This is a genomic window from Streptosporangium album (assembly GCF_014203795.1).
GTDB classification, from domain to species: Bacteria; Actinomycetota; Actinomycetes; order Streptosporangiales; family Streptosporangiaceae; genus Streptosporangium; species Streptosporangium album.
In genome coordinates this window covers 4,164,921-4,190,832 of sequence record NZ_JACHJU010000001.1, presented here as the reverse complement: position 1 = coordinate 4,190,832, position 25,912 = coordinate 4,164,921, and the positions used below count along the sequence as shown (strand labels likewise).

27 protein-coding genes are annotated in these 25,912 nt (G+C 69.6%); 6 read left to right on the top strand and 21 right to left on the bottom strand.

The window, feature by feature from the left end; translation table 11 throughout:
- Positions 1-22: 22 nt before the first annotated feature.
- The 3 genes from FHR32_RS20315 to FHR32_RS20305 form a co-directional block, all read right to left on the bottom strand.
- Positions 23-1,063 carry a phage baseplate protein gene (locus FHR32_RS20315; protein ID WP_221465482.1) on the bottom strand — a complete coding sequence of 347 codons (1,041 nt, stop codon included), beginning with the start codon at positions 1,061-1,063 and terminating at the stop codon, positions 23-25.
- Positions 1,064-1,303: 240 nt separating this feature from the next.
- The gene (locus FHR32_RS20310) at positions 1,304-1,927 is read right to left on the bottom strand and encodes a hypothetical protein (RefSeq protein ID WP_184755736.1); all 624 of its coding nucleotides are present in this window, start codon (positions 1,925-1,927) and stop codon (positions 1,304-1,306) included.
- A gap of 252 nt (positions 1,928-2,179) precedes the next feature.
- Positions 2,180-3,343 (bottom strand): acyl-CoA dehydrogenase family protein, encoded by a 1,164-nt coding sequence (locus tag FHR32_RS20305; RefSeq protein ID WP_184755735.1) that lies wholly within the window; start codon positions 3,341-3,343, stop codon positions 2,180-2,182.
- A gap of 144 nt (positions 3,344-3,487) precedes the next feature.
- On the opposite strand from FHR32_RS20305, the gene FHR32_RS20300 reads away from it, so the two are divergent.
- Positions 3,488-4,807 (top strand): UDP-glucose dehydrogenase family protein, encoded by a 1,320-nt coding sequence (locus FHR32_RS20300; RefSeq protein WP_184755734.1) that lies wholly within the window; start codon positions 3,488-3,490, stop codon positions 4,805-4,807.
- Positions 4,808-5,010: 203 nt separating this feature from the next.
- On the opposite strand, the gene FHR32_RS20295 is transcribed toward FHR32_RS20300, so the two are convergent.
- From FHR32_RS20295 to FHR32_RS20275, 5 genes are all read right to left on the bottom strand, one after another.
- A complete protein-coding gene (locus FHR32_RS20295) occupies positions 5,011-5,247 on the bottom strand; it encodes a DUF397 domain-containing protein (protein ID WP_184755733.1) in 237 nt (78 codons plus the stop codon).
- Complete coding sequence (locus FHR32_RS20290) at positions 5,232-5,450, bottom strand: Scr1 family TA system antitoxin-like transcriptional regulator (RefSeq protein ID WP_184755732.1); 219 nt, start codon at positions 5,448-5,450, stop codon at positions 5,232-5,234. The genes FHR32_RS20295 and FHR32_RS20290 overlap by 16 nt, the downstream gene beginning before the upstream one ends.
- A 114-nt stretch (positions 5,451-5,564) precedes the next feature.
- On the bottom strand, positions 5,565-6,068 hold the full coding sequence (gene purE / locus FHR32_RS20285) for a 5-(carboxyamino)imidazole ribonucleotide mutase (RefSeq protein WP_184755731.1): 504 nt from the start codon (positions 6,066-6,068) through the stop codon (positions 5,565-5,567).
- Between the two features lie 130 nt (positions 6,069-6,198).
- Positions 6,199-7,356 (bottom strand): 5-(carboxyamino)imidazole ribonucleotide synthase, encoded by a 1,158-nt coding sequence (locus tag FHR32_RS20280; protein WP_312882503.1) that lies wholly within the window; start codon positions 7,354-7,356, stop codon positions 6,199-6,201.
- A 184-nt stretch (positions 7,357-7,540) separates the two neighbouring features.
- Positions 7,541-8,494: a hypothetical protein gene (locus tag FHR32_RS20275; RefSeq protein ID WP_184755730.1), complete on the bottom strand. Its 954-nt coding sequence runs from the start codon at positions 8,492-8,494 to the stop codon at positions 7,541-7,543.
- Between the two features lie 295 nt (positions 8,495-8,789).
- Here FHR32_RS20275 and FHR32_RS20270 point away from each other — a divergent pair, with 295 nt between their 5' ends.
- Positions 8,790-9,269: a GtrA family protein gene (locus FHR32_RS20270; protein ID WP_312882502.1), complete on the top strand. Its 480-nt coding sequence runs from the start codon at positions 8,790-8,792 to the stop codon at positions 9,267-9,269.
- 20 nt (positions 9,270-9,289) lie between these two features.
- Here FHR32_RS20270 and FHR32_RS20265 read toward each other — a convergent pair whose 3' ends face one another.
- The 9 genes from FHR32_RS20265 to FHR32_RS20225 all read right to left on the bottom strand — a co-directional run bounded on the left by FHR32_RS20265 (position 9,290) and on the right by FHR32_RS20225 (position 16,504).
- The gene (locus FHR32_RS20265) at positions 9,290-10,567 is read right to left on the bottom strand and encodes an ATP-binding protein (protein WP_184755728.1); all 1,278 of its coding nucleotides are present in this window, start codon (positions 10,565-10,567) and stop codon (positions 9,290-9,292) included.
- Positions 10,568-10,570: 3 nt separating this feature from the next.
- Positions 10,571-11,239 carry a response regulator transcription factor gene (locus FHR32_RS20260; protein WP_043620820.1) on the bottom strand — a complete coding sequence of 223 codons (669 nt, stop codon included), beginning with the start codon at positions 11,237-11,239 and terminating at the stop codon, positions 10,571-10,573.
- A gap of 250 nt (positions 11,240-11,489) precedes the next feature.
- Entirely contained in the window at positions 11,490-11,972 is a 483-nt protein-coding gene (gene bfr, locus FHR32_RS20255; protein ID WP_184755727.1) for a bacterioferritin, read from the bottom strand.
- Between the two features lie 17 nt (positions 11,973-11,989).
- The gene (locus FHR32_RS20250; protein ID WP_184755726.1) at positions 11,990-12,169 is read right to left on the bottom strand and encodes a (2Fe-2S)-binding protein; all 180 of its coding nucleotides are present in this window, start codon (positions 12,167-12,169) and stop codon (positions 11,990-11,992) included.
- Positions 12,170-12,307: 138 nt separating this feature from the next.
- Positions 12,308-12,925, bottom strand: coding sequence for an MBL fold metallo-hydrolase (locus FHR32_RS20245; protein WP_184755725.1), 618 nt, complete (start codon positions 12,923-12,925; stop codon positions 12,308-12,310).
- Positions 12,922-14,007, bottom strand: a complete 1,086-nt coding sequence (locus FHR32_RS20240) for an S-(hydroxymethyl)mycothiol dehydrogenase (protein ID WP_184755724.1) — start codon at positions 14,005-14,007, stop codon at positions 12,922-12,924. Before FHR32_RS20240 ends, FHR32_RS20245 begins: the two co-directional genes overlap by 4 nt.
- Before the next feature lie 99 nt (positions 14,008-14,106).
- On the bottom strand, positions 14,107-15,099 hold the full coding sequence (locus FHR32_RS20235) for an adenylate/guanylate cyclase domain-containing protein (protein ID WP_184755723.1): 993 nt from the start codon (positions 15,097-15,099) through the stop codon (positions 14,107-14,109).
- Positions 15,100-15,145: 46 nt separating this feature from the next.
- Positions 15,146-15,646, bottom strand: coding sequence for a PH domain-containing protein (locus FHR32_RS20230; RefSeq protein ID WP_184755722.1), 501 nt, complete (start codon positions 15,644-15,646; stop codon positions 15,146-15,148).
- 33 nt (positions 15,647-15,679) lie between these two features.
- Positions 15,680-16,504 (bottom strand): biotin--[acetyl-CoA-carboxylase] ligase, encoded by an 825-nt coding sequence (locus FHR32_RS20225; RefSeq protein WP_184755721.1) that lies wholly within the window; start codon positions 16,502-16,504, stop codon positions 15,680-15,682.
- A gap of 182 nt (positions 16,505-16,686) precedes the next feature.
- Here FHR32_RS20225 and fdhD point away from each other — a divergent pair, with 182 nt between their 5' ends.
- On the top strand, positions 16,687-17,526 hold the full coding sequence (gene fdhD / locus FHR32_RS20220) for a formate dehydrogenase accessory sulfurtransferase FdhD (RefSeq protein WP_246466230.1): 840 nt from the start codon (positions 16,687-16,689) through the stop codon (positions 17,524-17,526).
- Here fdhD and FHR32_RS20215 read toward each other — a convergent pair.
- The 4 genes from FHR32_RS20215 to FHR32_RS20200 form a co-directional block, all read right to left on the bottom strand.
- Entirely contained in the window at positions 17,486-17,668 is a 183-nt protein-coding gene (locus FHR32_RS20215; protein WP_184755719.1) for an N-acetyltransferase, read from the bottom strand. The two genes, fdhD and FHR32_RS20215, sit on opposite strands and share 41 nt — an antisense overlap.
- A gap of 37 nt (positions 17,669-17,705) precedes the next feature.
- A complete protein-coding gene (locus FHR32_RS20210) occupies positions 17,706-20,345 on the bottom strand; it encodes a phosphoenolpyruvate carboxylase (protein ID WP_184755718.1) in 2,640 nt (879 codons plus the stop codon).
- A 65-nt stretch (positions 20,346-20,410) separates the two neighbouring features.
- Entirely contained in the window at positions 20,411-22,048 is a 1,638-nt protein-coding gene (locus FHR32_RS20205) for a hypothetical protein (protein ID WP_184755717.1), read from the bottom strand.
- A complete protein-coding gene (locus FHR32_RS20200; RefSeq protein ID WP_184755716.1) occupies positions 22,024-22,809 on the bottom strand; it encodes an ABC transporter ATP-binding protein in 786 nt (261 codons plus the stop codon). Before FHR32_RS20200 ends, FHR32_RS20205 begins: the two co-directional genes overlap by 25 nt.
- 221 nt (positions 22,810-23,030) lie before the next feature.
- Between FHR32_RS20200 and FHR32_RS20195 the strand changes: the two genes are divergently transcribed.
- From FHR32_RS20195 to FHR32_RS20185, 3 genes are all read left to right on the top strand, one after another.
- A complete protein-coding gene (locus FHR32_RS20195; protein ID WP_184755715.1) occupies positions 23,031-24,623 on the top strand; it encodes an acyl-CoA carboxylase subunit beta in 1,593 nt (530 codons plus the stop codon).
- Complete coding sequence (locus FHR32_RS20190; protein WP_184755714.1) at positions 24,620-24,817, top strand: acyl-CoA carboxylase subunit epsilon; 198 nt, start codon at positions 24,620-24,622, stop codon at positions 24,815-24,817. Before FHR32_RS20195 ends, FHR32_RS20190 begins: the two co-directional genes overlap by 4 nt.
- A gap of 101 nt (positions 24,818-24,918) precedes the next feature.
- Positions 24,919-25,863: an NYN domain-containing protein gene (locus FHR32_RS20185; RefSeq protein WP_184755713.1), complete on the top strand. Its 945-nt coding sequence runs from the start codon at positions 24,919-24,921 to the stop codon at positions 25,861-25,863.
- Positions 25,864-25,912 lie beyond the last annotated feature (49 nt).

Here is a 25,912-nt window from a genome sequence, read left to right as displayed (position 1 = left end):
GAGATCGTCCCTCACCCCCCGGCTAAAGGAACGTGTCCTTGTAGAAGACGTTGGCCTGACGCACACCGTCGGTGTTCGAGTAGAAGCCGAAGGCCAGCCGCGGTTGGGCCGCCCCGTTGCCCGCGGTCACGAGCCAGATCGCCATTCCCTGTGGTTCGCGGCCGGGCAGGGACCGGCCGGCGGATGTCGGCCACCTGTCCTGCGCGATGCTCTGCCCCACGCCGTTCAGATCGATGGCGGTGAGATAGGAGGTTTCACTCACTCCGCCTTCGAGCAGGTAGGCGTACTGGCCGTAGGCGGTGAAGCCCTGGAAGGGATTCGCCTTGGCCCAGGCCGCGTCCCTCGCCGGCAGGGCCCGCTCGGCAAGCCGATACCCCGCACTGAGCCGGCCTGCCCGGGCGTCGCTCATGCGGAACAGCACGATGCGCGGGTTCTTGTCGACATCTCTGAACCGCACCACCAGCCGGTCGGTGCTCGGATCGATCGCGGGCTGCGGGTTGGCCGACTCAGGGTGCATGTTCCCGAGAGTGGGGGTCCGGTCCTGAATCGAGCCGCTGCTCCTTTCGAGAACCGCGCCGTCCACGAACCTGAAGCGCCCGATCTTGTTACCGAAACTGGTCGGCGGATTCCGATCCTGCCACTCCGTCCACAGGTAGACGGCCCCGTTATAGGGCTCCACACCGATCTGCACGCCGTGCCCGAAATTGTGCAGGGCCATGGAACCCAGTTGATTACCGGCGAGGTCTGTCCTGGTAACCCACAGATCGCCCACGTTTTCGGGGCGGGTGTTCTCCGAATTACGCTGCACGAAGTAGACATGCCGGTTGACGTTGTCATACGCGAACGACTGCATCACCCAGTTGGCGTGCAGCGACCTCCCGATGATCGGGTCACCCCCGGACCCCCCGAAGTTGAACCTCAGGCTGGGGTCCACGGTGGCGTGCGCGGTGCCCGCATCGACGAACGGGAGGGAACCGGCGGCTGCCAGGGCGACGACACGACCGCCGGCCTGAAACAGTCGTCGCCTGCTGAGGGAGTGGTCCGTCTGCTCGCGCGGTGACACAGGGCCTCCTGGCTGCTCGGCAACAGGAGGCACATCTAATCGTAGATCTTCTTTTACCTTTTAGTACCACATAAGCCACATTTCAGGACCACGGCACAATCGTCCGGCAGACAGCGCCCGCACCCTGCCGGACGGCAAACCTTGTTCCCTCGCTGACGGAACAGGGACGGAACAAGGCACCTCATCGACCAGACGGCCACGGGCGATCAGCCCACTGAGCCTCTTCCCGAAACGGGCGGTTTACCCGCATACCCCAGGCAGGTCACACACCTTCTTCGCCATCTTCTTCGCCTGGCCGACGATCTTCTTGCTCTCTCTCAGACCGTTGCCGGCGTCGGTGTAGAGGATCAAGGCGGTGCCCCGGCGGGCGACGACTCCCATCTCGGCGGCCTCACCCTCACGCTTTCCCTTTTTGTACGAGTAGCCTGCGACAGACAGGGCCTCGTCTCCGACTCGCAACGGCTTGCCGACGTAGCCGAACCTGGAACTGGTGCTGCGCTTCGTCGTTGCCTGCTTCGGGCACCTGGTCAGGTCCGCCCGAAGCTTACGGAAAGCGGCCTGGGCGGACTCGGTGTTCCTGTACAGCACGAGCTGTTCGCTGCTGCCGGAGGGAGCGCTGCTCGAGTACGTGATGGTGCGCATCGCGACCCGGCCGTCGCGGGGTTTCCCCTTCGTGTCACAGGGATTGAGTTCGAGCTGCCGGGACAGACTGTTGCTGATCTTCCACCACTCCTCGTCCTCCATGACCGGTCCCGCGGCAGCTGCGCGCTCGGTCAGCAGGAACCCCTTGGGGATCTCGGCGGTGCCCGCGTGGGCCACGCCGGTTCCGCCCAGCACCGATCCGATCACCAGTGCCGTTGCCATCGCTTGTTTGATCACAACTGTTGAGATGCGGGATCTTCTCGATAAGTTCGCCCCGGTTTCCGTACGACGGGCTGGTCACGGGAAACTTGATCCGAACTCCTCTGGCGCGAACAGCCTCACCCAGATGTTCCGTCGTTCTCGTGCGTGGCCTGCGGAGCTCTCACGGAACAGGGATTCTCCTGAGATCCATCCGGCACACGCGAAACCCGGTCCGGGAGCCTCGTCCGGACCGGGTTTCCGCCGCTCAGCGCGCTACTTCAGGAGCTGGCGGGCCATGACCATGCGCTGGATCTGGTTGGTGCCCTCGTAGATCTGGGTGATCTTGGCGTCGCGCATCATCCGCTCGACCGGGTAGTCGCTGGTGTAGCCGTACCCGCCGAGGAGCTGGACCGCGTCGGTGGTGATCTCCATCGCGGCGTCGGAGGCGGCACACTTGGCGGCGCTGGAGAAGAACGTGAGGTCCTTCTGCGGCTCGCCGTGCATGGCCAGTTCGGACTTGGCGGCGGCGGCGTAGGTGAGCTGGCGGGCGGCCTCCAGCTTCATCGCCATGTCGGCGATCATGAACTGGACGCCCTGGAACTCGGCCACGGCCTTGCCGAACTGCTTGCGCTCCTTCACATAGCCGATCGCGTAGTCCAGCGCGCCCTGGGCGATGCCGAGAGCCTGGGCGGCGATGGTGATGCGGGTGTGGTCCAGGGTCGCCAGGGCGGTCTTGAAGCCGGTGCCCGGCTCGCCGATCATCCGGGAAGCGGGGATGCGCACGTTCTCGAAGATGACCTGACGGGTCGGGGAACCCTTGATGCCGAGCTTCCGCTCCTTGGCGCCGAAGCTGACGCCCTCGTCGCCCTTCTCCACGACGAACGCGGAGATGCCCCGCGCGCCGACCCCGGGCTCGGTCACGGCCATCACCGTGTAGTACTCCGACACACCGGCGTTGGTGATCCACATCTTGGCGCCGTTGAGGACGTAGTCGTCGCCGTCGGCCACGGCGCGGGTCTTCATCGCGGCGGCGTCGCTGCCGGCCTCGGCCTCGGACAGGGCATAGGAGAACATCCCCTCGCCCCGCGCGACCGGCGCGAGGTAGCGCTGCTTGACCTCCTCGGACGCCGACAGCAGCAGCGGGACGGTGCCCAGCTTGTTGACCGCGGGGATCAGCGAGGACGACGCGCAGGCCCGCGCCACCTCCTCGATGACGATGACGGTCGCGAGGGCGTCGGCCCCCGCGCCGCCGTACTCCTCGGGAACGTGCACGGCGTGCAGGTCAGCGGCGACGAGCGCCTTGTAGACGTCCCAGGGAAACTCCCCCGTCTCGTCGGCCTCGGCGGCACGAGGGGCGATCTTCTCGTCGGCGAGGGCGCGGACGGTCTCCCGGAGCATCTGGTGCTCCTCGGGCAGCGCATAGAGAGGGAAGCTCATGGACAAATACTAGGACGTCCAACAAGTATGGACCGATCCACCCGGTGTGATATGAGTCCCTGCCAGTTTATGCAGGTGGCGAAGGGCAAGAGGGATACCGATACCCTGGCGGCACATAGTTGGGCAGAACCGAAAGGAACACCAGTGGCCTACCGCCTGACGATGGTGGGAACCGGATACCTGGGTGCGACGACGTCCGCGTGCATGGCGGAGCTGGGCTTCGAAGTCCTCGGCGTCGATGTGGACGCGGAGAAGGTCGCCCGGCTACAGGCCGGTGACCTGCCCATCTACGAACCCGGTCTGCAAGAGGTTCTCCGGCGCAACCTCGCCAACGGGCGACTGCGCTTCACCACCTCCTACGAGGAGGCCGGCGCCTTCGGCGACGTGCACTTCCTGTGCCTGGGCACCCCGCAGAAACCCGGTGAGTACGGAGCGGACGTCTCCTACCTGGACGCCGCGATCGAGTCGCTGGCCCCCCACCTGAAACGCGAATGCCTGGTCCTGGGCAAGTCCACCGTCCCGGTGGGCACCGCCCAGCGCCTGGCCGACAAGCTGGCCCGGCTGGCCCCCATCGGCACGGGGGCCGAGCTGGCATGGAACCCCGAGTTCCTGCGTGAGGGCTTCGCCGTCAAGGACACCCTCTACCCCGACCGGATCGTGCTGGGTGTCGCCTCCGACAGGGCCGAGAAGATCATGCGCGAGGTGTACGCCTCGATGCTGGAGCTGGGCACCCCGATAGTGATCACCGACTACCCGACCGCCGAGCTGGTCAAGGTCGCCGCCAACGCCTTCCTCGCCACCAAGATCTCGTTCATCAACGCGATGGCCGAGGTGTGTGAGGCCGCCCACGCCGACGTCAAGCAGCTGTCGCTTGCGCTCTCCTTCGACGACCGCATCGGCGGGAAGTTCCTCAACCCCGGCCTGGGCTTCGGCGGCGGCTGCCTGCCCAAGGACATCCGGGCGTTCATGGCCCGCGCCGGGGAGCTGGGCGCAGACCAGGCGCTGACCTTCCTGCGCGAGGTGGACGCGATCAACAAGCGCCGCCGCAACCGCATGGTCGACCTGGCCCGCGAACTGGCCGGCGGCTCCTTCCACGGCTGCACGGTCACCGTCCTCGGCGCCGCGTTCAAGCCCAACTCCGACGACATCCGCGACTCGCCCGCCCTGGACGTCGCCGTCAAGATCAGCGAGCAGGGCGGCCGGGTCACCGTCTACGACCCCGTCGCCCAGGAGAACGCCCGCCGGGCCCATCCCCACCTCTCCTACGGCGACTCCGCCCTGGAGGCCGCCCGCGACTCCCACGTGGTGCTGCTGCTGACCGAGTGGCAGGAGTTCGTCGAGCTCGACCCCGAGGCGCTCGGTGCCGTGGTCGCCTCCCGCAAGATCGTTGACGGCCGCAACGCCCTCGACGCCGAAACCTGGCGGGCCGCCGGCTGGCACTACCGTGCCCTCGGCCGCCCCTGACCGGCCTTCAGGCCGCTCCACCCGCCGTACGGCCGGCCCGCCCCGGGGGCCGGCCCGCCGTACGGCCAAGCCACCCGGCGCCACCCGCCGACCCCGGCCCGCGCCGCGGCGGGCCGCTCCTCCAGACTGAGAGGCGGGCCGCCGTAACGCCCTCCCGTCCGGAGGCCCGGCCTCAACCGCAATGTCCGGGTAAGCCGTCTCCGTCAGCTGTCGAACTCGCCAAGCTTGACGCCGCCGACGAAGGCGTCCCACTCCGAGCGGGTGAAGAACAGTTTCGGCCCTTCGGGGTTCTTGGAGTCGCGCAGCACGTAAAGGGAGCCGAGGCCCGCCTTGTGCCCGGCACCGGGGGCGTCCACCACGGCCACCTCGACGCAGTCGCCGCCGGTGTCGCCGCCGACGGACGCCTTGCGCCAGACGGCCGCGCTCAGGTCTGCTTCCATGTCGTCATCACCTTCGCCATCAGGTCGATGCCCGCTCGCGGGGGCAGGGCCTCCGCGCGGAGCTCTTCGAAACGTGTGCGGATCTCCGCCACATCGCGAGGCTGGTCGGTGACGTGCCCTCGGGCGGCGCGGTCCACGTAGACAGTATCCGCCGCGCCCTCGGCGCTCACCAGGGAGAGACCGAACTCCGGTCCGGCGCCCATGCCGGTCCGATCAACGATGTGATCCAGAGCTGACCCCGCTCTCGGCAGGCCGATGGTCGTCACCGGCTCCCAGGCTTCCGAACACCGCCGTCACCGCCACCGTGAGTTCGGGGCTCACCGCATCAGATCGGCCGCCTCGGCGCGGAGCTTGGCGCCCTTGGCGTGGGCCTGCTCCTTGAGGGACGCCTGGAACTCCTCCATCTTGACCCGCAGCTTCTCGTCGGAGGCGGCGAGGATCCGTACGGCCAGCAGGCCCGCGTTGCGGGCGCCGCCGACGGCGACGGTCGCGACCGGGACTCCGGCGGGCATCTGGACGATGGAGAGCAGGGAGTCCATGCCGTCGAGATACTTCAGCGGGACGGGGACGCCGATCACCGGCAGAGGGGTGACCGAGGCGAGCATGCCGGGCAGGTGAGCCGCGCCCCCGGCCCCCGCGATGATCACTTTGAGGCCGCGTCCGGCCGCCTGCGCGCCGTACGTGATCATCTCCTCCGGCATGCGGTGCGCGGAGACGACGTCGGCCTCGAACGCGACCCCGAACTCGGCCAGCGCCTCGGCGGCGAGCCTCATCACCGGCCAGTCGGAGTCGCTGCCCATGACGATGCCGACGGTGGTCATGCGTTCTCCTCGTCTCGCGGCCCGCGGGCCGGATCTGTGGTGGTGCCGCGCGCGGGGACCGGCCCGCTCACGTGTGTCCGCGGACCGTGGGCCGCGTCGGCGACGGTGACGTGCCGGAAGGCCCGCCCGCTCACGTGTAGACGCCCTCGGTGAGGTAGACGGCGGCGTGCCGGGCGCGGGCCCGGACCTCGTCCAGGTCGGTGCCGGCGGCGGTGACGTGGCCGATCTTGCGGCCGGGCCGTACTTCCTTGCCGTAGAAGTGGACCTTGATCCCCGGATCGTGGGCCATCACGTGCTCGTAGCGGGAGAAGATATCCGGATCGTCGCCGCCCAGGAGGTTGGCCATCACCACCACGGGGGCGGTCAGGGAGGGCGAGCCGAGCGGGAGGTCGAGCACGGCGCGCAGGTGCTGCTCGAACTGGGAGGTGCGGGCGCCGTCGATGGTCCAGTGGCCGCTGTTGTGCGGGCGCATGGCCAGCTCGTTCACCACGAGCCCGGAGGCGGTGGCGAACATCTCCACGGCCAGCAGTCCCGTCACGCCCAGCTCGTTGGCGATCTTCAGAGCGATCCCCTGGGCGACCGCGGCCTGCTCGGGGTCGAGCCCCGGCGCGGGGGCGAGCACCTCCACGCAGATGCCGTCGCACTGAACGGTCTCCACGACCGGGTAGCTGACGCCCTGCCCGTGCGGCGACCGGGCGACCAGAACGGCCAGCTCACGCTCGAACGGCACGAACGCCTCGGCCATCAGCGGCACCCCGCTCGCCAGGACCTCCGCCGCGTCGCCGGCGGACCGGCAGATCCAGACGCCGCGCCCGTCGTAGCCGCCGCGCACGGCCTTGAGCACGACCGGCCAGCCGTTCTCGGCGGCGAACTCCTCGACGTCGGCGGCCGTGGCGATCCGCCGCCAGGGCGGGCACGGGACGCCGATCGCGGTCAGCCGCTCACGCATCACGGCCTTGTCCTGGGCGTGCACGAGCGCGTCGGCGCCGGGGTGCACGGCGGAGCCGTCCCCGGCCAGCGCGCGGATGTGCTCGGTGGGGACGTGCTCGTGGTCGAAGGTGAGGGCGTCGCAGCCCTTGGCGAAGTCACGCAGGTCGGCGAGGTTGCGGTAGTCGCCCACGCGCACGTCGACGATCACCCGGGCGGCGCTCTCGTCCGGCGAGCCGGCCAGCACGCGCAGCTCCACCCCGAGGGCGATGGCCGCCTGCTGGGTCATCCGGGCCAGCTGGCCCGCTCCGATCACGCCGACGACGGGTCCGATGGGACTGGCCAGAGAAGGGCTGCTCACGACGGTCGAGTTTACCGGCCCCCGGTCAGGCGCCGGTCAGCCGGTGCGGAGGAACGGGACCGCCACCGGGCGGGACGGCCCGCGGCCGTCGGCGCCCCGGAACCTCCGGCCGGGTATGACGGCATGCGGCGCGGGGGGCGGCACACGGCGGCCACCGGCGCCCCGGCGTCTGCGGCAGGCTGGATCAGCCCGCGGTGAGGGTGGCGAGGGAGCGGCGCACGGCGACCGTGGACAGCTTGGCGCCGCCGGTCACCTTGGTGGCGAGGAGCACGATCTCGGTCCCGGTCAGCCCGCCGGTCCCGCGCTTTCCGGTGAACCCGCGCAGTTCGTCCCCGCCGTACAGGGGATGGCTCAGCGAGGAGCGGCCCGGCCCGGCCTTCTGCCGGTGTTCGATCTCCAGGGCGTGGATGACCAGCGCGCCTCCGCCGGGCAGCAGCAGCGCCCGCTGCGGGCCGACGAACAGCCGGACGTCGGAGGTGAGCCGGTCGGGCCGTACCTTCCGGGGCCGCTGGACCAGCTCGTCGAAGATTTCCCTGACGGCGTCGCCCTTGGGGAAGGTCACCCCGCTCACCCCGGCGGGATCGGTCAGGTAGGTCAGGTAGGTCAGGTAACGCTGAGGCGCGAGGCGGACCTTGACCCCGGTGGTGGGGTCGTCGGTGGGCACCGCGCCCTGGGCCGGTGCGGGCGGTTCCCCCTTCACCGGGATGGGTCCGGCGGCCAGCCTCCAGTCGTCTCCCCCGTCGACGAACAGGAAGTAGGCCGGGCCGGGCTTGCGCGCCAGGGCGACGAACCAGCGGTCCGCGTCGGCCGTGGCCGGCAGGAAGAACTCCGGGTCGGAGTATTCCTTCCTGACGGGAGCTGGGCGGCCGTTCCGGGTTGCCTCGCAGGCACGACCGCCCAGCGTATTCTCCGCCCAGGTGGTGAGGCTCTCGACCGCCTGGCAGTCCCGTTTCCGCCAGGCGTCGTCGAGTCGGCTCAGCAGCTCGAAGGCCTGGGTGGCCTCGGCGAGCTCCACCGCGCGGGCGGACGTCTCCGGTGACGGCGCGGCTCCGCGGGTCACACTGTCCTCATCCGTCCGCACGCCGCAGCCGGACAGCACGGTCAGTCCCAGGAGCAGAGTGAGGAGTCGGCGGGGCAAGTGGTGGTCCCGTGGTCGTGGCCGTCGCGTGCGGCGATCCGTCTGACCGGTCGCGGGGGGGCGAACTCCCCCGAAGGCTCCCTGCGATCTACCCGCTCAGAGTAACGTCAGATGCACGGATTTATCCGGCAACACATGACATTTATTGAATTAGTCTTTGCTAACCACTATGCACACCAGCTGGTCAACAGGCGGGCCGGATCCGCGACCACGGGAGTAGCCTGGTGGAAGAACGTCCATGGTCCTCCCCGAGCGGCGGATCCTCAGCCAACCCGGAAAGGACCGTGCAGGAGACGTGCAGTTTCTGCGACGTGCGTACGGACGGCTCGTCGGCCTGGTCCGCGAGCTGGCGAAGTTCGGCATCATCGGGGCGATCGCCTTCGTCATCGATGTGGGCGGGCTCAACCTGCTCCAGTACGGCCTGCACTGGGGCACCCTGACCTCCAAAGTCGTCGCCACGACGGTCGCGACCACCTTCGCCTACTTCGGCAACCGCTACTGGACCTACCGGCACCGGGAGCAGAGCGGGCTGGCCCGCGAATATTTCCTGTTCTTCCTGCTCAACGGGATCGGACTGCTGATCGGGCTGCTCTGCATCGGCTTCACCCGCGACACCCTTGAGCTGACCGACCCGCTGAGCATCAACATCGCCAACCTGTTCGGCATAGGCCTGGGGACGCTGTTCCGGTTCTGGTCCTACAAGAAGTGGGTCTTCCTGGAGGCCACGGACATCGTGCCGAAGGAGCTCCCCGACGAGGTCACCCGGGCCCGCTGACCGTCCGGGCCCCGGCGAGGTCACGCAGGCCCACTGACCACCCGGTTCCTGCCGATGTCGCCGACCTGCCGCAGGAACAGCGCGAACACCGCGGGGCGCGGCCGTACGAGTTCCAGACGTCCACCGTCGGCGGCGGCCAGCGCCCGCGCGAGCGTCAGCCCCAGCCCGGTGCCGCCCGCCCCGCTCACGTTGCGTTCGAAGACGCGGGGCGCGAGGTCCCCGGAGATGCCCTGCCCCTCGTCCGCGACCTCGACCACGATGGACCTTTCCTTCTCGCTGGTGGTCACCGTCACCGTGCCGCCACCGTGCTCCAGGGAGTTCTCCAGAAGAGTGGAGATCACCTGGCTGATGCCCCCGCTGGTACCCACCGCCTTGAGCCCGCGCGCGCCGGACAGGCTGAGTTGCCGTCCGACCCGGCGGAACGCCGGGCCCCACTCGATGAACTGCTGGTCAAGCAGGTCGTCCAGCTCCACGGCCTCGGTCTGGGCCTGCCGCTGCCGCCTGGCGGCGGACAGCAGCTCGTCGATCACGGCGGTGAGCCGTTCGGCCTGCACGATGGCCGCCTCGCCCTCCTCCTTGACGATGCCGGGCTCGTGCGCGGCCGCCACGATCTCCTCCAACCGCATGGTCAGCCCGGTGAGCGGGGTGCGCAGCTGGTGCGAGGCGTCGGTCGCGAACTCCCGCTCCCTGGCCAGCAGGTCGGAGATACGGGTGGCACTGCGGTCGAGCACCTCGGCCACCCGGTCGAGCTCCTGTATGCCGTAGCGGTGCTTGCTCGGCCTCGCATCACCGGAGCCGAGCCGCTCAGCGATCATCGCCAGGTCGACGAGCGGTAACGTCAGGCGGCGCGACTGCACGATGGCGAGCCCGACCGCGACCGCGAGGGCGGCCGCGGCGAGCGCCAGGATGAGCAGGAGCCATGCCCGGACCTCGTGTTCCACCTGCGTCCTGTCCCGGCTGACCGCGATGTAGACCCCGTTCTCCGACTGGGCGTCCTGGGTCATTTTGCTGTTCTCGGATGGTTCGTTGCCCGCCGTCAGCACCAGGGGGGGTGTCCCCTTGGCATAGATCTGGATGTAGCGGTCGGGGTATTTTCGCTTCAGCTGCTCGGAATCGACGGGCTGATCCTGGATTCGGGCATACTCCACCTCCCCCAGCAGGCTTTTGGCCTGGGAGGACAGCTCCTGAGTCGCCTCTTCCTCGATCAGCCGGTTGACCGCCACACCCAGGGGGATGCCAAGCAGAAGTACCCCGATGACCGCGACGAGCAGGGTCGAGGAGAGCAGTCGACGACGCATCCCCTACTCGCGTTCGAACCGGAAGCCGACCCCTCGAACCGTCGTGATGTACCGGGGCTTGGCGGCGTCGTCGCCCAGCTTCCGGCGCAGCCACGAGATGTGCATGTCCAGGGTCTTGGTGGAGCCCCACCAGTTGGTGTCCCACACCTCGCGCATGATCTGCTCGCGGGTGACCACCTTGCCGGCGTCGCGGACCAGGACCCGCAACAGGTCGAACTCCTTGGTCGTCAGGTGCAGCTCCTTCTCACCCATCCACGCGCGACGGGAGTCGGCGTCGATGCGCACACCCTGCACCACGGGCGTCTCGGACGTGCCGCGCCGCAGAAGGGCGCGTACCCGAGCCAGGAGCTCCGCCAGGCGGAACGGTTTGGTGACGTAGTCGTCGGCCCCCGCGTCGAGGCCGACGACGGTGTCGACCTCGTCCACGCGGGCCGTGAGGATGAGCACGGGCGTGCCGTGCCCTTCTGCTCGTATGCGTCTGGCGACCTCGAGGCCGTCCATCTCGGGCAGGCCAAGGTCAAGAACTATCAAGTCGATGCCACCCGACAGAGCCCGCTCCAGGGCCTGCGGGCCGTCGGGGCTCACCTCGACTTGGTAGCCCTCACGGCGCAGCGCGCGCGCCAGTGGCTCGGAGATCGAGGTGTCGTCCTCGGCGAGAAGTACACAGGTCATGTTGCGATCGTAGGACCTTAGAGGATCGTTTCCCGGGCACAGCGCGCGGTTTGACTTGTCATTGACCCATCCATTGACCTGGGCAAACACTGATAAATCCCGGATAGTCGTCCCGCAACGGTTCAGCGTCGCGTAGTACGGCTCCCGCATCGGAAGGGCCTTGAAAGGACAGGCCCGCCAATGACCTCACCGACAAAGCACGACACGCCCATCCGTAATGGGGCACGGTGGGCGTGTTCGGGCAATCGGCTCAGGAGGCCGAGGGAGGCTCGGCATAGCGGGCCAGGTAGAGCTGCTCACCGAGACTCTCGATGAGTCCCAGCTCGGTCTCCAGGTAGTCGATGTGATGCTCCTCGTCTTCGAGGATCTCCTCGAAGAGGCGGGCCGAGGTGGTGTCGCCCTTCTCGCGCATCAGGATGATGGCGGGCCGCAGGCGTGTGACGACCTCACGCTCGATGTCCAGATCGGCGCGGAGCTGCTCCTGGACGGTCTGGCCGATGTGCAGGATGCCCAGCTTCTGATAGTTCGGCAGTCCTTCGAGGAAAAGGATGCGATCCGTCAGCTTCTCCGCGTGACGCATCTCATCGAAGGACTCCGCGCGGGTGTAGGCCGCGAGCTTGGTGTATCCCCAGTGTTCCTGCATCTTGGCGTGCAGAAAGTACTGGTTGATAGCGGTCAACTCGGATGTGAGCTGCTCGTTGAGCAGTTCGATGATCTTCTTGTCGCCCTGCATGAGGCGGGCTCCTCGCGCTACGCGGTCGGCGTCAACTCTTCAGACCGTTTCAGGATCGCACAGATCTTCCGGACACAAGAAGCACAGTCCCCACCAGCACCGGTGGTGTCGCGGATCTGCCGCGCGCTCCTCGCGCCGTCCGCGATGCAGTCATGCACATCGTTCTCGGTGACCGCGCGGCAGACACATACGTACATGGCGGGGGAGGGGCCTCTCTCCTGGAGCGACAGCGTAGGTTAGGCACACCTAATCTAACCCATCAGGTAAGGGTCGCCTACGTGAGCCGTGTCACACCGGGCCCGCTCCCCCGCCGGCCGACGGACGGCGCGACGGCCTCAGTGCCCTCGGGCCAGCCACTCCTGAAGGTGCGGGGCCTCCGCGCCGATCGTGGTGGAGTCGCCGTGGCCGGTGTGCACGACCGTGTCCTCCGGCAGGGTCAGCAGCCGTCCCCTGATCGAGTCGATGATCGTCTCGAAGGAGGAGAAGGACCTGCCCGTCGCGCCGGGGCCCCCCTTGAACAGCGTGTCTCCGGTGAAGACCGCGCCGAGCCCGGGGACGTGCAGGCAGACCGCGCCCGGCGCGTGACCGGGCGTGTGCAGCACGGTCAGGTCGGCCCCGCCCACCGAGAGGACCTGGCCGTCCTCCAGCGGTGTGTACGGCGTGTCGCCGTACACCATCTCCCACAGGACCTGGTCGGCCGGATGGAGCAGGATCGGCGCGTCCACCCGCGCGGCGAGGTCGGCCGCGGCGTTGATGTGGTCGTTGTGCCCGTGCGTGCAGACGATCGCCCTGACCGCACGGTCTCCGATCCCCCGGGCGATGGCCTCGGCGTCGTGCGCCGCGTCGATGACGACGACCTCGCTGTCGGAGCCGACCACCCAGACGTTGTTGTCCACGTCCCACGTCCCGCCGTCCAGCGAGAACGTCCCCGAGGTGACGATCCTGTCGATCACAGGACCACCACCGAACGGAGGACCTCGCCGCGGTGCATCTTGGCGAAGGCCTCCTCGACGTCGCCGAGGCCGATCGTCTCGGAGACGAAGCCGTCCAGCTTCAGCCGGCCCTGCAGGTAGAGGTCGATGAGCACGGGGAAGTCACGGCTGGGCAGGCAGTCGCCGTACCAGGAGGACTTCAGCGCCCCGCCCCGGCCGAAGACGTCCAGCAGCGGAAGCTCCACCGTCATCTCCGGGGTGGGCACGCCCACCAGGACCACGGTCCCGGCCAGGTCGCGGGCGTAGAAGGCCTGCTTGTAGGTCTCCGGGCGGCCCACCGCCTCGATCACCACGTCCGCGCCGTTGCCGTCGGTGATCTCCCGGATCGCCTCCACCGCGTCGGCGGTGCTGGAGTTGACCGTGTGGGTCGCGCCGAAATCCCTGGCCCAGGCGAGCTTGCGGTCGTCGATGTCCACCGCGATGATCTTCGTGGCGCCCGCCAGCAGGGCGCCGTGGACGGCGGCGCTGCCGACGCCGCCGCAGCCGATGACGGCCACGCTGTCACCACGGGTCACGGCACCGGTGTTCACGGCGGCGCCGATGCCCGCCATCACACCGCAGCCGAGCAGGCCGGCCACCGTCGCGGGGGCCGCGGGGTCGACCTTGGTGCACTGCCCGGCGGCGACCAGGGTCTTCTCGATGAAGGCGCCGATGCCCAGGGCCGGGCTGAGCGGCGTGCCGTCCTCCAGCGTCATCCTCTGGGTCGCGTTGTGGGTGTTGAAGCAGTACCAGGGACGGCCACGCCGGCAGGCGCGGCACTCACCGCAGACCGCCCGCCAGTTGAGGATCACGTAGTCGCCGGGGGCCACCTCGGTGACCCCCTCGCCGACGGCCTCGACCACCCCGGCGGCCTCATGCCCGAGCAGGAACGGGAAGTCGTCGTTGATGCCGCCCTCGCGATAGTGCAGGTCGGTATGGCAGACGCCGCAGGCCTGGACGTTCACCACCGCCTCGCCGGGACCGGGGTCCGGAACGATGACAGTCTCCAGGGAGACGGGTTCGCCCTTGCCACGCGCGACCACACCTTGCACGGTGTACGGCATGCCTGCACCTCATCTTCAGATCTTCGAGCTTGGTTACCGGTGGAACAGCATTTTCAACGGATCGGTCCGCATCCCCATGCTTATCAGGCGGGCGGACCGTCAGGCACGGCGGAGGACGTACGGCTGGACCACCCCGAGACCGCGGGCCGGCCGCCGCCGGAGGCTGCTCGTCTCGATGCCGGGCACCTCCGCGACAGCCCCGGCGAACCCGTCGTCGACGAGGACCGTGCCGGGCCGGGCGATGGCCGTCAGCCGGGCCGCCAGGTTGACGGTGGTGCCGAAGACGTCGCCCATCACCGGCAGGACGGGGCCGTAGGCCAGGCCGATCCGCACCTCGAGACCGTACCGCCGGATCACTTCGACGAACTCCAGCGCGATCGCGGCGGCCGCGCGCGGGTCCGCGGCCGTGAACAGCACCTCGTCGCCGAGCGTCTTCACCAGCCGCCCCCCGTACGCGGAGATCACGTCGGAGGCCCGGGACTCGAACCCCTCGACGAGGTCGGCCAGGGCGCGTTCGTTCAGCTGGCGGGAGACCTGGGTGAAGGAGACGAGGTCGGCGAAGCCCACCGCGAGGGTCAGCCGGCTGGGCACCACCTCGTCGGTGAGGTCGGTGATGGCCAGCAGCCGGGTCCCGGCGGCGGCGAGCTGGGCGCGCCAGACGTGGACCAGCACCTGCTCGAAGTCCGGGAGCAGCCGGCGCGAGGTGTCCAGGATCGCCCCCAGGTCGGCGTCGGTCGGCCGCTCGTCCGGGTCGAGCATGGCGCCGATCATGATTTCGGCCTGCCACTGCGCGAGCCGGGCGGTCGTCTGGCCCAGCGCCCTGGCCAGCCTGATGACCGTCTGGTCGTCCAGCGGCCCGTCCTTCATCATCGCCCTGACCCGTTCGAGCGCGGCCACGTCGGCGTCGGTGAAGGCCACCGCGTCGTCGGCCAGCGTGGCGAAGCCGAGGGCCCGCCAGATCCGCTCGGCGAGGTCCTGCGGCACGCCGGCGAGCCGGGCCACCTGGATCCGGGTGTAGCGGGGTGACGAGCCGACGAAGAGGCTTTCGATCTGCTCGGCCGTCGGACGTCCCGTCACTTCCCCTCCGTCCATCTTCCGTTCTCCATCCAGGAGATAACGGTACGTCACCCATCATTCCTCACGGATCCCCGTCGGCCGCGTCGTCGAGCGCACGGAACAGCTCGGCCCGCACATCCTGGATCTGCGGGATGTCTCGCAGCGTGATGTGCCCCTGCTCTCCGGCCGACTCGACGTTGAGCGTGCCGCAGCCGAGAATCCGCTCCATCAGCGTCTGCTCGGCGCTGACGGTGTTGACCTTGCTCATCGGGATGTCGTCGGTGGATTTGTTCAGCACACCCGTGCTGATCGTGAACCGGTGCGAGGTGAGCACGTACGAGGTGTTCTTCCACTGCAGGTATGGCACGAACGACCACACCGTCAGCAGTCCGACGGCGAGCACGGCCACCGCCACACGCGCGTAGAAGACGTAGTCGAAGACCGGCATGAAGTACATCGCGGCACCGGACCCGGCGATGATGAGGACCAGCGCGAGGATCGGGACGATGAGGCGCTTCCAATGAGGGTGGAACGCGCGGATGCGCAGTTCCCCCTCCGTCAGGTGGTGATCAGGCAGACCCATGGGGCAAATCGTGGCATGCTCGGGCGCCCCGCGTCAGGAGGCGTGCGGCCGGACGTGCACGACGTCGCCGGCGCTCAGCGTCTGCTCCCCGTCCTTCGACCGGACGAGCAGGCGTCCTGCGTGGTCGATGCCGGTGGCCGTCCCGGTGAGCACCCGCTCCCCCGGCAGCTCCACCCTGACCTCGCGGCCGATCGTCGCGCTCATCGCGAGGTAGGCCGCCCGCAGCCCGCACGCGTCGGCGTCGCCGTCCGCCTGCGACCACTCGCGGTAGTGGGCCTCGATCTCCCGCAGGACCGCCCGGACGAGTGGGTCGCGGTCGACGCAGGCGGCCTCCTCGACGGCCAGCGAGGTGGCGGTCTCCACGGGCAGCTCGTCGGCGCGGAGGCTCACATTGAGCCCGACGCCCACGACCACCGCGCTGTCCACCCGCTCGGCGAGCACGCCGGCGAGCTTGCGCTCCCCGACCAGCAGATCGTTGGGCCATTTCAGCCGGACGTCCAGCTCGGCGACCCTGCGCACGGCCGACGCGACGGCCAGGCCGACCAGCAGCGGCAGCCAGCCCTGCCTGGCGGAGGACGGTTCGGGCCGCAGGAGCACCGAGAACGTCAGGCCGGAGCGCGGCGGCGCGCTCCAGGAGCGGCCGAGCCTGCCTCGGCCGGCGAACTGCGCCTCGGCGATGAGCACGGCCCCCTGCCGGGCGCCGTCACGGACGGCCGCCGCGAGGTCGGCGTTCGTCGAACCGGTCCTGTCGACGACGGTGATGCCGGACCACAGGCCGCCGGGGCGGACCAGGGCGTGGTTGAGCGCCGCCTGGGAGAGCGGCGGGCGGTCGAGATCGGTGAACGGCGAGTCGAGCACATAACCATCTTCCCTCCCTTACCGACTACCTGTTACCGAATTACGCCAATGACCAGGGAATACTGGCGCCGTATGCGGGGAGTGGGCGGCGGGGACGGCTGTCCGCACAGGTCAGGGGGCGAGAGGATGGCGCCACGAGGCCGGAGCCGGCCGGGGAGGGCGGAGTGCTGATGGAGAGCGTCATGAGGCCGGGACCGACCACGCGGACCCGGGTCAGGGAGGTGTCGGCCGGAGTCGTCAGGGACCACCGTGACGACCTGGCCACCGAAGAGCCGCTGGAGATCCGGATCCAGGCGGGTGAGGCACGCCGTACGCTCGCGATCACCATGCGGACCCCGGGCCACGACTTCGAGCTCGCGGCCGGGTTCCTGTACGGCGAGGGCGTCATCACCCCTCAGGACGTCTCCTCCATCGCCTACTGCACCGACGAGGACGTGGCCCCCGAGGCGCGCTACAACACGGTGACGGTACGGCTGGGCGGCGAGCGGCTGCCCGACCTGCCCGGCCTCGACCGGCACTTCATGACATCGAGCGCCTGCGGGGTCTGCGGCACCGCCAGCCTCGACGCCCTGCGCGACCGCTGCTCCCCCCTGCCCGCCGGAGACGACCTGCGGGTCTCCCCCGAGACCCTGTACGGCCTGCCGCACCGGCTGCGAGAACGTCAGGGCGTGTTCGGCAAGACCGGGGGGCTGCACGCGGCCGGGCTGTTCACCGGCGAGGGGGAGCTCGTGGCGGTCCGCGAGGACGTGGGACGGCACAACGCGGTGGACAAGCTGGTCGGCCGGGCCCTGATGGACGGCAGGCTGCCACTGGGCGGGCACATCCTGATGGTCAGCGGGCGCAGCAGCTACGAGATCATGCAGAAGGCCCTCACGGCGGGCGTGCCGGTCGTCTGCGCGGTCTCCGCCCCCTCCTCCCTGGCCGTCGACCTGGCCAGGGAGTTCGGGATGACACTGGTCGGCTTCCTCCGCGAGGAGCGCTTCAACCTCTACTCGGCCCCGGAGCGAGTTGTCTCCTCATGAAGACCACCTCACGCGGTCCCGACCTGCGGCGTTCGGTGATCTCATAGCCGAGGCGCCTGTAGAGCGCGATGTTCGGCTCCATCCGGGCGTTGGTGTGGAGCCGCATCGCGGGCAGGTCCCCGGGGATGGCCAGGCGGATCATCGAAGTCCTTTCAGCGTGGAAGGTCCGGCGAGGCGGATCAACCGGTGTTCTGCAGGCCGGCGGCGACGCCGTTGACCGACAGCAGCAGCAGCGTGGACAGGCGCTCGCGCTCCTCCTCCGACAGCCCGTCGGCGGCGCGGAGCGTCGACAGCGCGCGGAGCTGCAGGTGGGAGAGCGCGTCCACGTAGGGATCGCGGAGCTGGACCGCGCGAGACAGCACCTTGCGGTTCTCCAGCAGCCGGGTGTGGCCGGTGATCTCCAGCACCAGGCGCCGGGTGCGGTCATACTCGCGCAGGACCTGCTCGACGAAGTCGTCCCGGCCGCCCAGCGCGAGATAGCGGGCCGCGATCTCCCGGTCGGTCTTGGCCAGCGACATCTCCACGTTGTCCAGCAGCGAGGCGAACAACGGCCACTCGCGGTAGGCGGCGCGCAACTCGTCCAGGCCGGACTCGGAGATCACCGCCTCCAGGCCGCTGCCCAGGCCGTACCAGCCGGGCAGGTTCACCCGGGTCTGGGCCCAGGCGAACACCCATGGGATGGCCCGCAGGTCGTCCAGGGACCGGGGGGCACCGAGGCCACGCCGGGCGGGGCGGGAGCCGAGGCGGAGCGAACCGATCTCCTCCAACGGGCTGACCAGGGAGAACCACTCGGGGAAGCCGGGCGCCTCGGTCAGCGACCGGTAGGCCTTCTCCGAAGCGGAGGCGACCTGCTCGGCGACGGCGCGGAAGCGCCCGGCGGCGTCCGCCGTACGGGCCTCGATGGACGGGGTGGAGGCGAGCAGCACCGCCGAGGTGACCTGCTCGATGTGGCGGCGGGCGATGGCGGCGTGGCCGTACCGGGCGAAGATGACCTCGCCCTGTTCGGTGACCTTGAACCTGCCGCCGACCGACCCCGGTGCCTGGGCGAGCACCGCCCGGTTGGCCGGGCCGCCGCCCCGCCCGAGCGCGCCGCCCCTGCCGTGGAACAGCGTCAGCCGGACGTCGTGCTCGGCCGCCCACGCGGCCAGCGCCTCCTGGGCCTCGTACAGTTTCAGGGTCGCGGCGGCCGGGCCGAGCTCCTTGGCGGAGTCGGAGTAGCCGAGCATGACCTCCAGGCGGCGGCCGTTCGCGGCGAGGCGGGCCTGGATGCCGGGGATCTCCAGCATCCCCGACAGCACGGCGGGGGCGGCTGCCAGGTCGGCGCCCGACTCGAACAGCGGGACCACGTCGAGCTGCGGGGCCTTGTCGCCGAGCGCGTGCCCGGCCAGCGCGTAGACCGCGGCGATGTCGTCGGCCGAACGGGTGAAGGAGACGACGTAGCGGGAGCAGGCGCTTGCGCCGTACCGCTCCTGGATCCAGCCGATCGTCCGGATGGTGGCCAGGACCTCGTCGGTGCGCTCGGAGGTCCGCCCGGCGGCGAGTTCGGCCAGCGCGGCGGCGTGGACCTGCGAGTGCTGGCGCACCTCAAGCTCGGCCAGGTGGAAACCGAACGTCTCCACCTGCCAGATCAGGTGCTGCAGCTCGCCGTACGCCTGCCGCTTCGCCCCGGCTGCGACCAGCGACGCCTGGGCGATCCGCAGGTCGGCCAGGAGCTCGGAGGGTGAGCGGTAGGCCAGGTCGAGACCGCGCTGCCGGGTGGCCGCGATCCGGGTGGCGACGAACAGCAGCCACTGCCGGTGCGGCTCCTGCGGGGAACGCGTGGCCATCTCCGAGACCGGCTCGGGGTGGTCGTTCTCGGCGGCGGCGAGTGCGGCCCGCAGCTCCGGCGAGGCCGGGGTGTAGCCCGAGGTCAGGGTGAGGGTGCGGCCGATCCTGTGGGTGGCGTTCTCCAGGGCGATCAGCACGTGCTCGGCCTGGATGAGCACGGCGTCCCTGGTCACCTTGGCGGTGACGTTGGGGTTGCCGTCGCGGTCGCCGCCGATCCAGCTGCCGTAGCGGATGAAGGGGCGGGCCAGCGGTTCGCGGGTGCCGGTGCCCTCGCCGAGCGCGGCGTCCAGCGAGCGGTAGACCAGCGGCACCACCCGGAACAGGGTCTCGTCGAAGGCCGCCATGGCGGTGCGGACCTCGTCCAACGGGTCGATCTTGGTGGACCTGAGCTGCGAGGTCCGCCAGAGCAGGTCGATCTCCTCCAGCAGCCGCCGCCGGGTCTCGGCCCGTTCGGCGGCGCCTCGCTCGGGGCTGTCGTAGGCGGCGAGCTGGCCGCTGATCCGCTGGATCGCGGTGACCACCGCGCGCCTGCGGGCCTCGGTCGGGTGCGCGGTCAGCACCGGGTGCAGCCGCAGCCCCCCCACCAGTTCGGCGACGCGCTCGCCGCCGAGCTCCTGCACGGCCTGTGCCAGGGACCCGGGCAGCGGTTCCTCTCCGGTGTCGCGGACCCGGAGCGTGCGGATGCGGAAATGCTCCTCGGCCAGGTTGGCCAGGTGGAAGTAGCAGGTGAACGCCCGCGCGATGTGGACCGCCCGGTCGATGGGCCATTCGGCGACCATCGCGGTGATCTCGTCGACCGAGATCCTCCCGCGACGTGCCGCGATGACGGCCTTGCGAAGACGTTCGACATCAGCGAGCAGGTCATCACCGCCGTGCTCGGCGATGACCTGCCCCAGGAGCTCGCCGAGCAGCCGCACGTCCGCGCGTAGCTCGTCGGGCATCTCGGTGACGGCGGAAGAACGTTCTGCCTCATGGTGCGCGATGGCGGACATGGTTGCCAGCGTATCCAGTCCGTTTTCTCCGGCGGAGAGCGGTCTCACCTATTGGACTAGACCATTCAGGTCGACTGGGAGGTCGATGCCAGGATCGTGGTGTAGCGGCTGAACCCGAGGTCACCGGCGATCCGGCGACCGCCCCAGGAGATCAGCAGGCCGTAGGGGACGGCCAGCGCGCTGACCCAGGTGAGACCGAGGAGGACCGGCAGTGCGACCGGCAGTGCCAGCAGCCCGCTTCCGATCATCGCCCCGAAGGAGGCCGCGAAGGCGACGCCGCCCTGACCGGGTGCGGCGCCGGTGAAGGCGTTGAGCCGGTCGGGGACCGTGTACGGCAGGAGCACGCTCGTCAGGGCGCCCACCCCGAGCCCGACGCCGAGGGTGCCCCAGGCGGTGAGCGCGGCCGGGACGGCCCAGGCCAGGTTCCCGGCGAGGACGGCGGCGACCAGCGCCAGCACGGCCAGCAGCGGCACGGCGATCGTCGCGACGGCCAGGTGCCGCCCGGCGAGGTCGGTCCGCCAGTCCCGGCCCGTGCCGTAGACCACGGAGTTCATCCACAGCGAGCGGCCGTCGATGCCGAAGGAGTTGGACGACTGCAGGGCGATCATCACCCCGCCGAGGCAGGCGGGGGCGACGGCCAGGGCGACGCCTCCCATCCCGCCCTCGTTGCGGCTCAGGGAGAAGGCCATGATGCCGGTGACGGCGATGGCGGCGAACCAGCCGACCCGCCCCCGGGGGTCACGGCGGGCGTACTTGAGCTCCTTGGCGGCGACGGCGGCGAGCGGCCCGTCGGGCAGGACCCGGGCCAGCAGGCCCTTGGAGTTGCGGACCGAGGCTCCCTCGGTGGAGGCGTCCGTGGAGACCAGCGCGCGGCGGAGCGCCACGATCCAGAGCCATCCCACCACGGTGACCAGGACGGCGAGGAAGGCCAGCTCGGCGACCGCGGCGAGGCCTCCGTCGGCGATGGCGTGCGCGGCCATGCCGGGCGGGGTCCAGCGCAGCACCGAGGCGACGCCGTGCAGGGCTGCGCCGGGATCGGTCACCAGGTTGCCGTTGAGCACCAGGTTGGGCAGCTGGGCCGCCAGGATGAAGAAGATCACCGAGACGGCGAGCACATCCCGGCCCCTGCGGGTGCGCAGGACACCGGACAGGGCCGTGGTGACCAGCCGCGAGGTGACGATGCAGAGCGCGAACTGCAGCAGCACCGCGACGACGCCCAGCAGGACCCCGCCGATCCCGCCTGCCAGGCCCACGACGGCTCCGGCCGTGATGACCAGCGTGGCGATCGGCCAGACGCCGGTGACCGAGGCGGCGAACATGCCGGTGGCGAGCTGGCCGGTCCGCAGCGGGAACAGCGACAGCCGCGCCGGGTCGAGCGTGTCGTCCAGGCCGAACGCCAGCAGCGGGACGACCGCCCAGCCCACCAGGAGAGCGGTGAACAGCACGGTTCCGACGTCCGTCGCGATGTCGGCGGGCGCGAGACGGAGCATGGCCATCAGGAAGAACCCGAGGGCCGCGACGGCGAACGCGGCGATGACGGTGAAGACGAACCCGAGCAGGCGCTGGGTGCTGCCGCGCAGGTTTCCGGCGATGAGCCGGAGCTTGAGCCGGACGAAGAGCGCGGGTCCCACCCTGGCGAGGCCGCCGGGGACGGCCTCCTGGGGATCCTGACCCGCGTTCACGCCGGAGTCGCGCCCAGCCATGACAGACCCTCCTCTCCGTTGCCGCTGCCGTCGGCGCCGGCGCCGACCAGTCCGAGGAAGGCCTCGTTGAGGCTGCGCCCCGCGCGGACCTCGTCCAACGGGCCCTGCGCGACGATCTGGCCGCGGTTCATCACCGAGACCCAGTCGCACAGACGTTCGACGAGCTCCATGACATGGCTGGAGAAGACGACTGTCGAGCCGGAGGCGGTGTAGCGCCGGAGCACCTCGACCAGAGTGTTGGCGCTGACCGGGTCCACACCCTCGAACGGCTCGTCCAGGAAGAGCACCCGGGGGTTGTGCAGCAGCGCGGCGGCCAGGCCGATCTTCTTGCGCATGCCGGTCGAGTAGTCGACGACGAGCTTGTCCGCCGACTCCGCCAGGTCCATGACCTTCAGCAGCCCCTCGGCGCGCTGCTCCACCTCGGCCCGGGGGATGCCCCGGAGCTGGCCGTTGTAGGAGAGCAGCTCCCGGCCGGAGAGCCGTTCGAACAGGCGCAGCCCCTCCGGGAGCACGCCGATGCGGGCCTTCACCGGGACCGGGTCGCGCCAGACGTCGAGGCCGTCGATGAGGACATCGCCTCCGTCCGGGCGGAGCAGGCCGGTGACCATGCTGAGCGTGGTGGTCTTGCCGGCGCCGTTCGGACCGACCAGTCCGGCGAAGCTGCCTCGGGGGACGACGAGATCGACACCTCCGACGGCCACCTGCTGACCGAATCGCTTGAACAGCTGTCGTGTGCGTACCGCGTCAGCAATGTCCGTCATAGCACCCACTTTGGCAGAATTTACGTTTTTGAGAATGAGTCCTCTCCGTCGGCAACGAACGACCGCCCCCGATAGTTCGTCCTGTCAGAAGGCGGTTACCCTGCTGGGGATGGGCAGGAGCGAGCCTGGCGCGGCGAGCGGAGTGAGCCGCCGGGAAGGGCGCTTCGAACCCTCGGACCGCGCGGCGAGAACCGCGTGAGTGAACAGGAGTGGACCACCCGATGAGCGCTGAACCGGTAGCCGCCGGGATCGATATTCACACCACGGCGGGCAAACTCGCCGACCTTGAACGCCGTCTGGACGAGGCGGCGCACGCCGGCTCCGCGCGCGCGGTGGAGAAGCAGCACGCCAAGGGCAAGATGACCGCCAGGGAGCGGGTCCTCGCCTTCCTGGACGAGGGCAGCTTCGTGGAGTTCGACGAGCTGGCCAGGCACCGGTCCACGAGTTTCGGCCTGGAGCGCGAGCGCCCCTACGGTGACGGCGTGGTGACCGGCCACGGCACGGTGGACGGCCGCCCGGTCGCGGTGTTCTCCCAGGACTTCACGGTGTTCGGCGGATCGCTGGGCGAGGTCTTCGGCGAGAAGATCGTCAAGGTCATGGACCACGCTCTGAAGACCGGCTGCCCGGTGGTCGGCATCAACGACTCCGGCGGGGCGCGCATCCAGGAGGGTGTCGTCTCGCTGGGCCTGTACGCCGAGATCTTCAAGAGGAACGTGCACTCCTCCGGGGTGATCCCGCAGATCTCGCTGGTCATGGGCCCGTGCGCGGGCGGTGCGGTCTACTCCCCCGCCCTCACCGACTTCGTGCTGATGGTGTCGGAGAAGTCGCACATGTTCATCACCGGCCCCGACGTCATCAAGACGGTCACCGGCGAGGAGGTGACGTTCGAGGAACTGGGCGGCGCCCACACGCACAACTCCCGGTCGGGTGTCGCGCACTACGAGGCCGCCGACGAGGCCGACTGCCTGGATTTCGCCAGGGCGCTGCTGTCCTACCTGCCCTCCAACAATCTGGACGAGGCCCCGGTCCTCGACGTCGACCCGGCCCTTTCGACCACCGAGGAGGACCGTGACCTCGACACGCTGATCCCGGATTCGGCCAACCAGCCGTACGACATGCACACGGTGATCGAGCGCGTCCTGGACGACGGCGAATTCCTTGAGGTGCACGCGCAGTTCGCGCCCAACATCGTCGTGGGCTTCGGCCGGGTGGAAGGCCGCTCCGTGGGGATCGTGGCCAACCAGCCGATGAGTTTCGCCGGGACGCTGGACATCGCGGCCTCGGAGAAAGCCGCGAGATTCGTCCGGACGTGCGATGCATTCAACATTCCCGTTCTGACATTTGTTGATGTGCCCGGTTTTCTGCCCGGCACCGACCAGGAATGGAACGGAATCATCCGCCGCGGCGCCAAGCTGCTCTACGCCTATGCGGAGGCGACCGTCCCGCTGGTCACGGTGATCACCCGCAAGGCGTACGGCGGGGCCTATGACGTCATGGGCTCCAAGCACCTGGGCGCGGACGTCAACCTGGCCTGGCCGACCGCGCAGATCGCGGTGATGGGCGCGCAGGGCGCGGTCAACATCCTCTACCGGCGCGAGCTCGCCTCCGCCGACGATCCCGACGCGGAGCGGGCCCGTTTCGTCGCCGAGTACGAGGACACGCTCGCCAATCCGTATCTCGCCGCGGAACGCGGGTATGTGGATGGGGTGATCCGCCCGTCCGAGACCCGTGTCCAGATCGTCAGGGCGCTGCGAGCCCTGCGCAACAAGCGTGCGAGCCTGCCTCCGAAGAAGCATGGGAACATCCCGCTATGACGCACCTGAAGATCGTCCACGGGGACGCGACGCCGGAGGAGATCGCCGCGCTGGTGATCGCGCTGGCGTCGCGCGGAACCTCTGCGGCGAAAGCCATCCAGAAATCCGAAAATTGGCGTAATCCCTCACATCACATGCGAAAACCTCTTCCCTCTGGACAAGGCGCTTGGAGATCGAGTGGCCTGCCGAGATAGATCCCGGGAACGGGGTGTCAACTTGCGCAAGAGTTGGGACTATCTAAGAAATGGGCGCATATAGTCAGCCGATCAGCTAGTTCCGAGGCCTGGAGGACGACATGACCATCCTGGACCTCACCTCCCATCCCGTTGCCGCGAAGTACGCAGTCTTGGTGGACGTGGGGTATCTGTACGCGGCAGCGGGCGAAGTGCTTCTCGGTGCCAAAGAGCGCAAGGACTACCGCGTCGCGGCCGACGAACTCATCCAGGCGCTGCAGAAACACGCGGAGGCCCGCATTCACGGCGAGCTGCTGAGGATTTACTGGTACGACGCCGCCCGCGACCGGGTGCCGACCGTGGACCAGCGTGTCATCGCCCAGCTCCCCTGGGTCAAGGTGCGCCTGGGCAACCTCAACGCACGGGGCCAGCAGAAGGGCGTGGACGCGCAGATCAGAAGTGATCTGGAGGCGCTCGCCAGGCACCACGCGGTGAGCGACACGATCCTGCTGGCCGGGGACGAGGACATGGTCCCCGCCGTCGAGGCCGCCCAGGCCTACGGTGTGCGGATCCACCTGTGGGGCGTCGAGCCCCCGTACGGCACCAACCAGGCCGAGCGCCTGGTCTGGGAGTCCGACACCGTCGAGATCATCACCGCCGACTTCCTGCGCTCCTACTTCAGCCGCGCCCCCGTCCCCGTCACGGTCCCCGTGACCCCGGCCGCGCCCTCTCCCGCGCAGGTCTTCGCCGCCCGCACCGCCGCGGCCAAGCCCAAGGCGCCGACCGGCCAGGTCGCCAAGCTCGGCCCCAGCCGCCCCCGGGTCGAGGAGGTCGGCGAGCACGTGGCGCAGAAGTGGATCCTCACCCGTGGCCGCGACAACATCCGCGACCTGCTGCCCGGCCCGATCCTCCCCACCGTCATCGACACCGAGCTCCTCATCGAGGCGGAGAAGGAGCTCGGCCACTCCCTGCGCCCGTACCCCGAGGCCCGGGTCTGGCTCCGCGACGGCTTCTGGGCCCGCGTCTACCGCGAGTTCGAGATCGGAGTCGGCGTCTCCTCCAAGTGACGCCCCACCTGACGCTCATGTCCGATTCCCGCCAGCCGTACACCTTGTG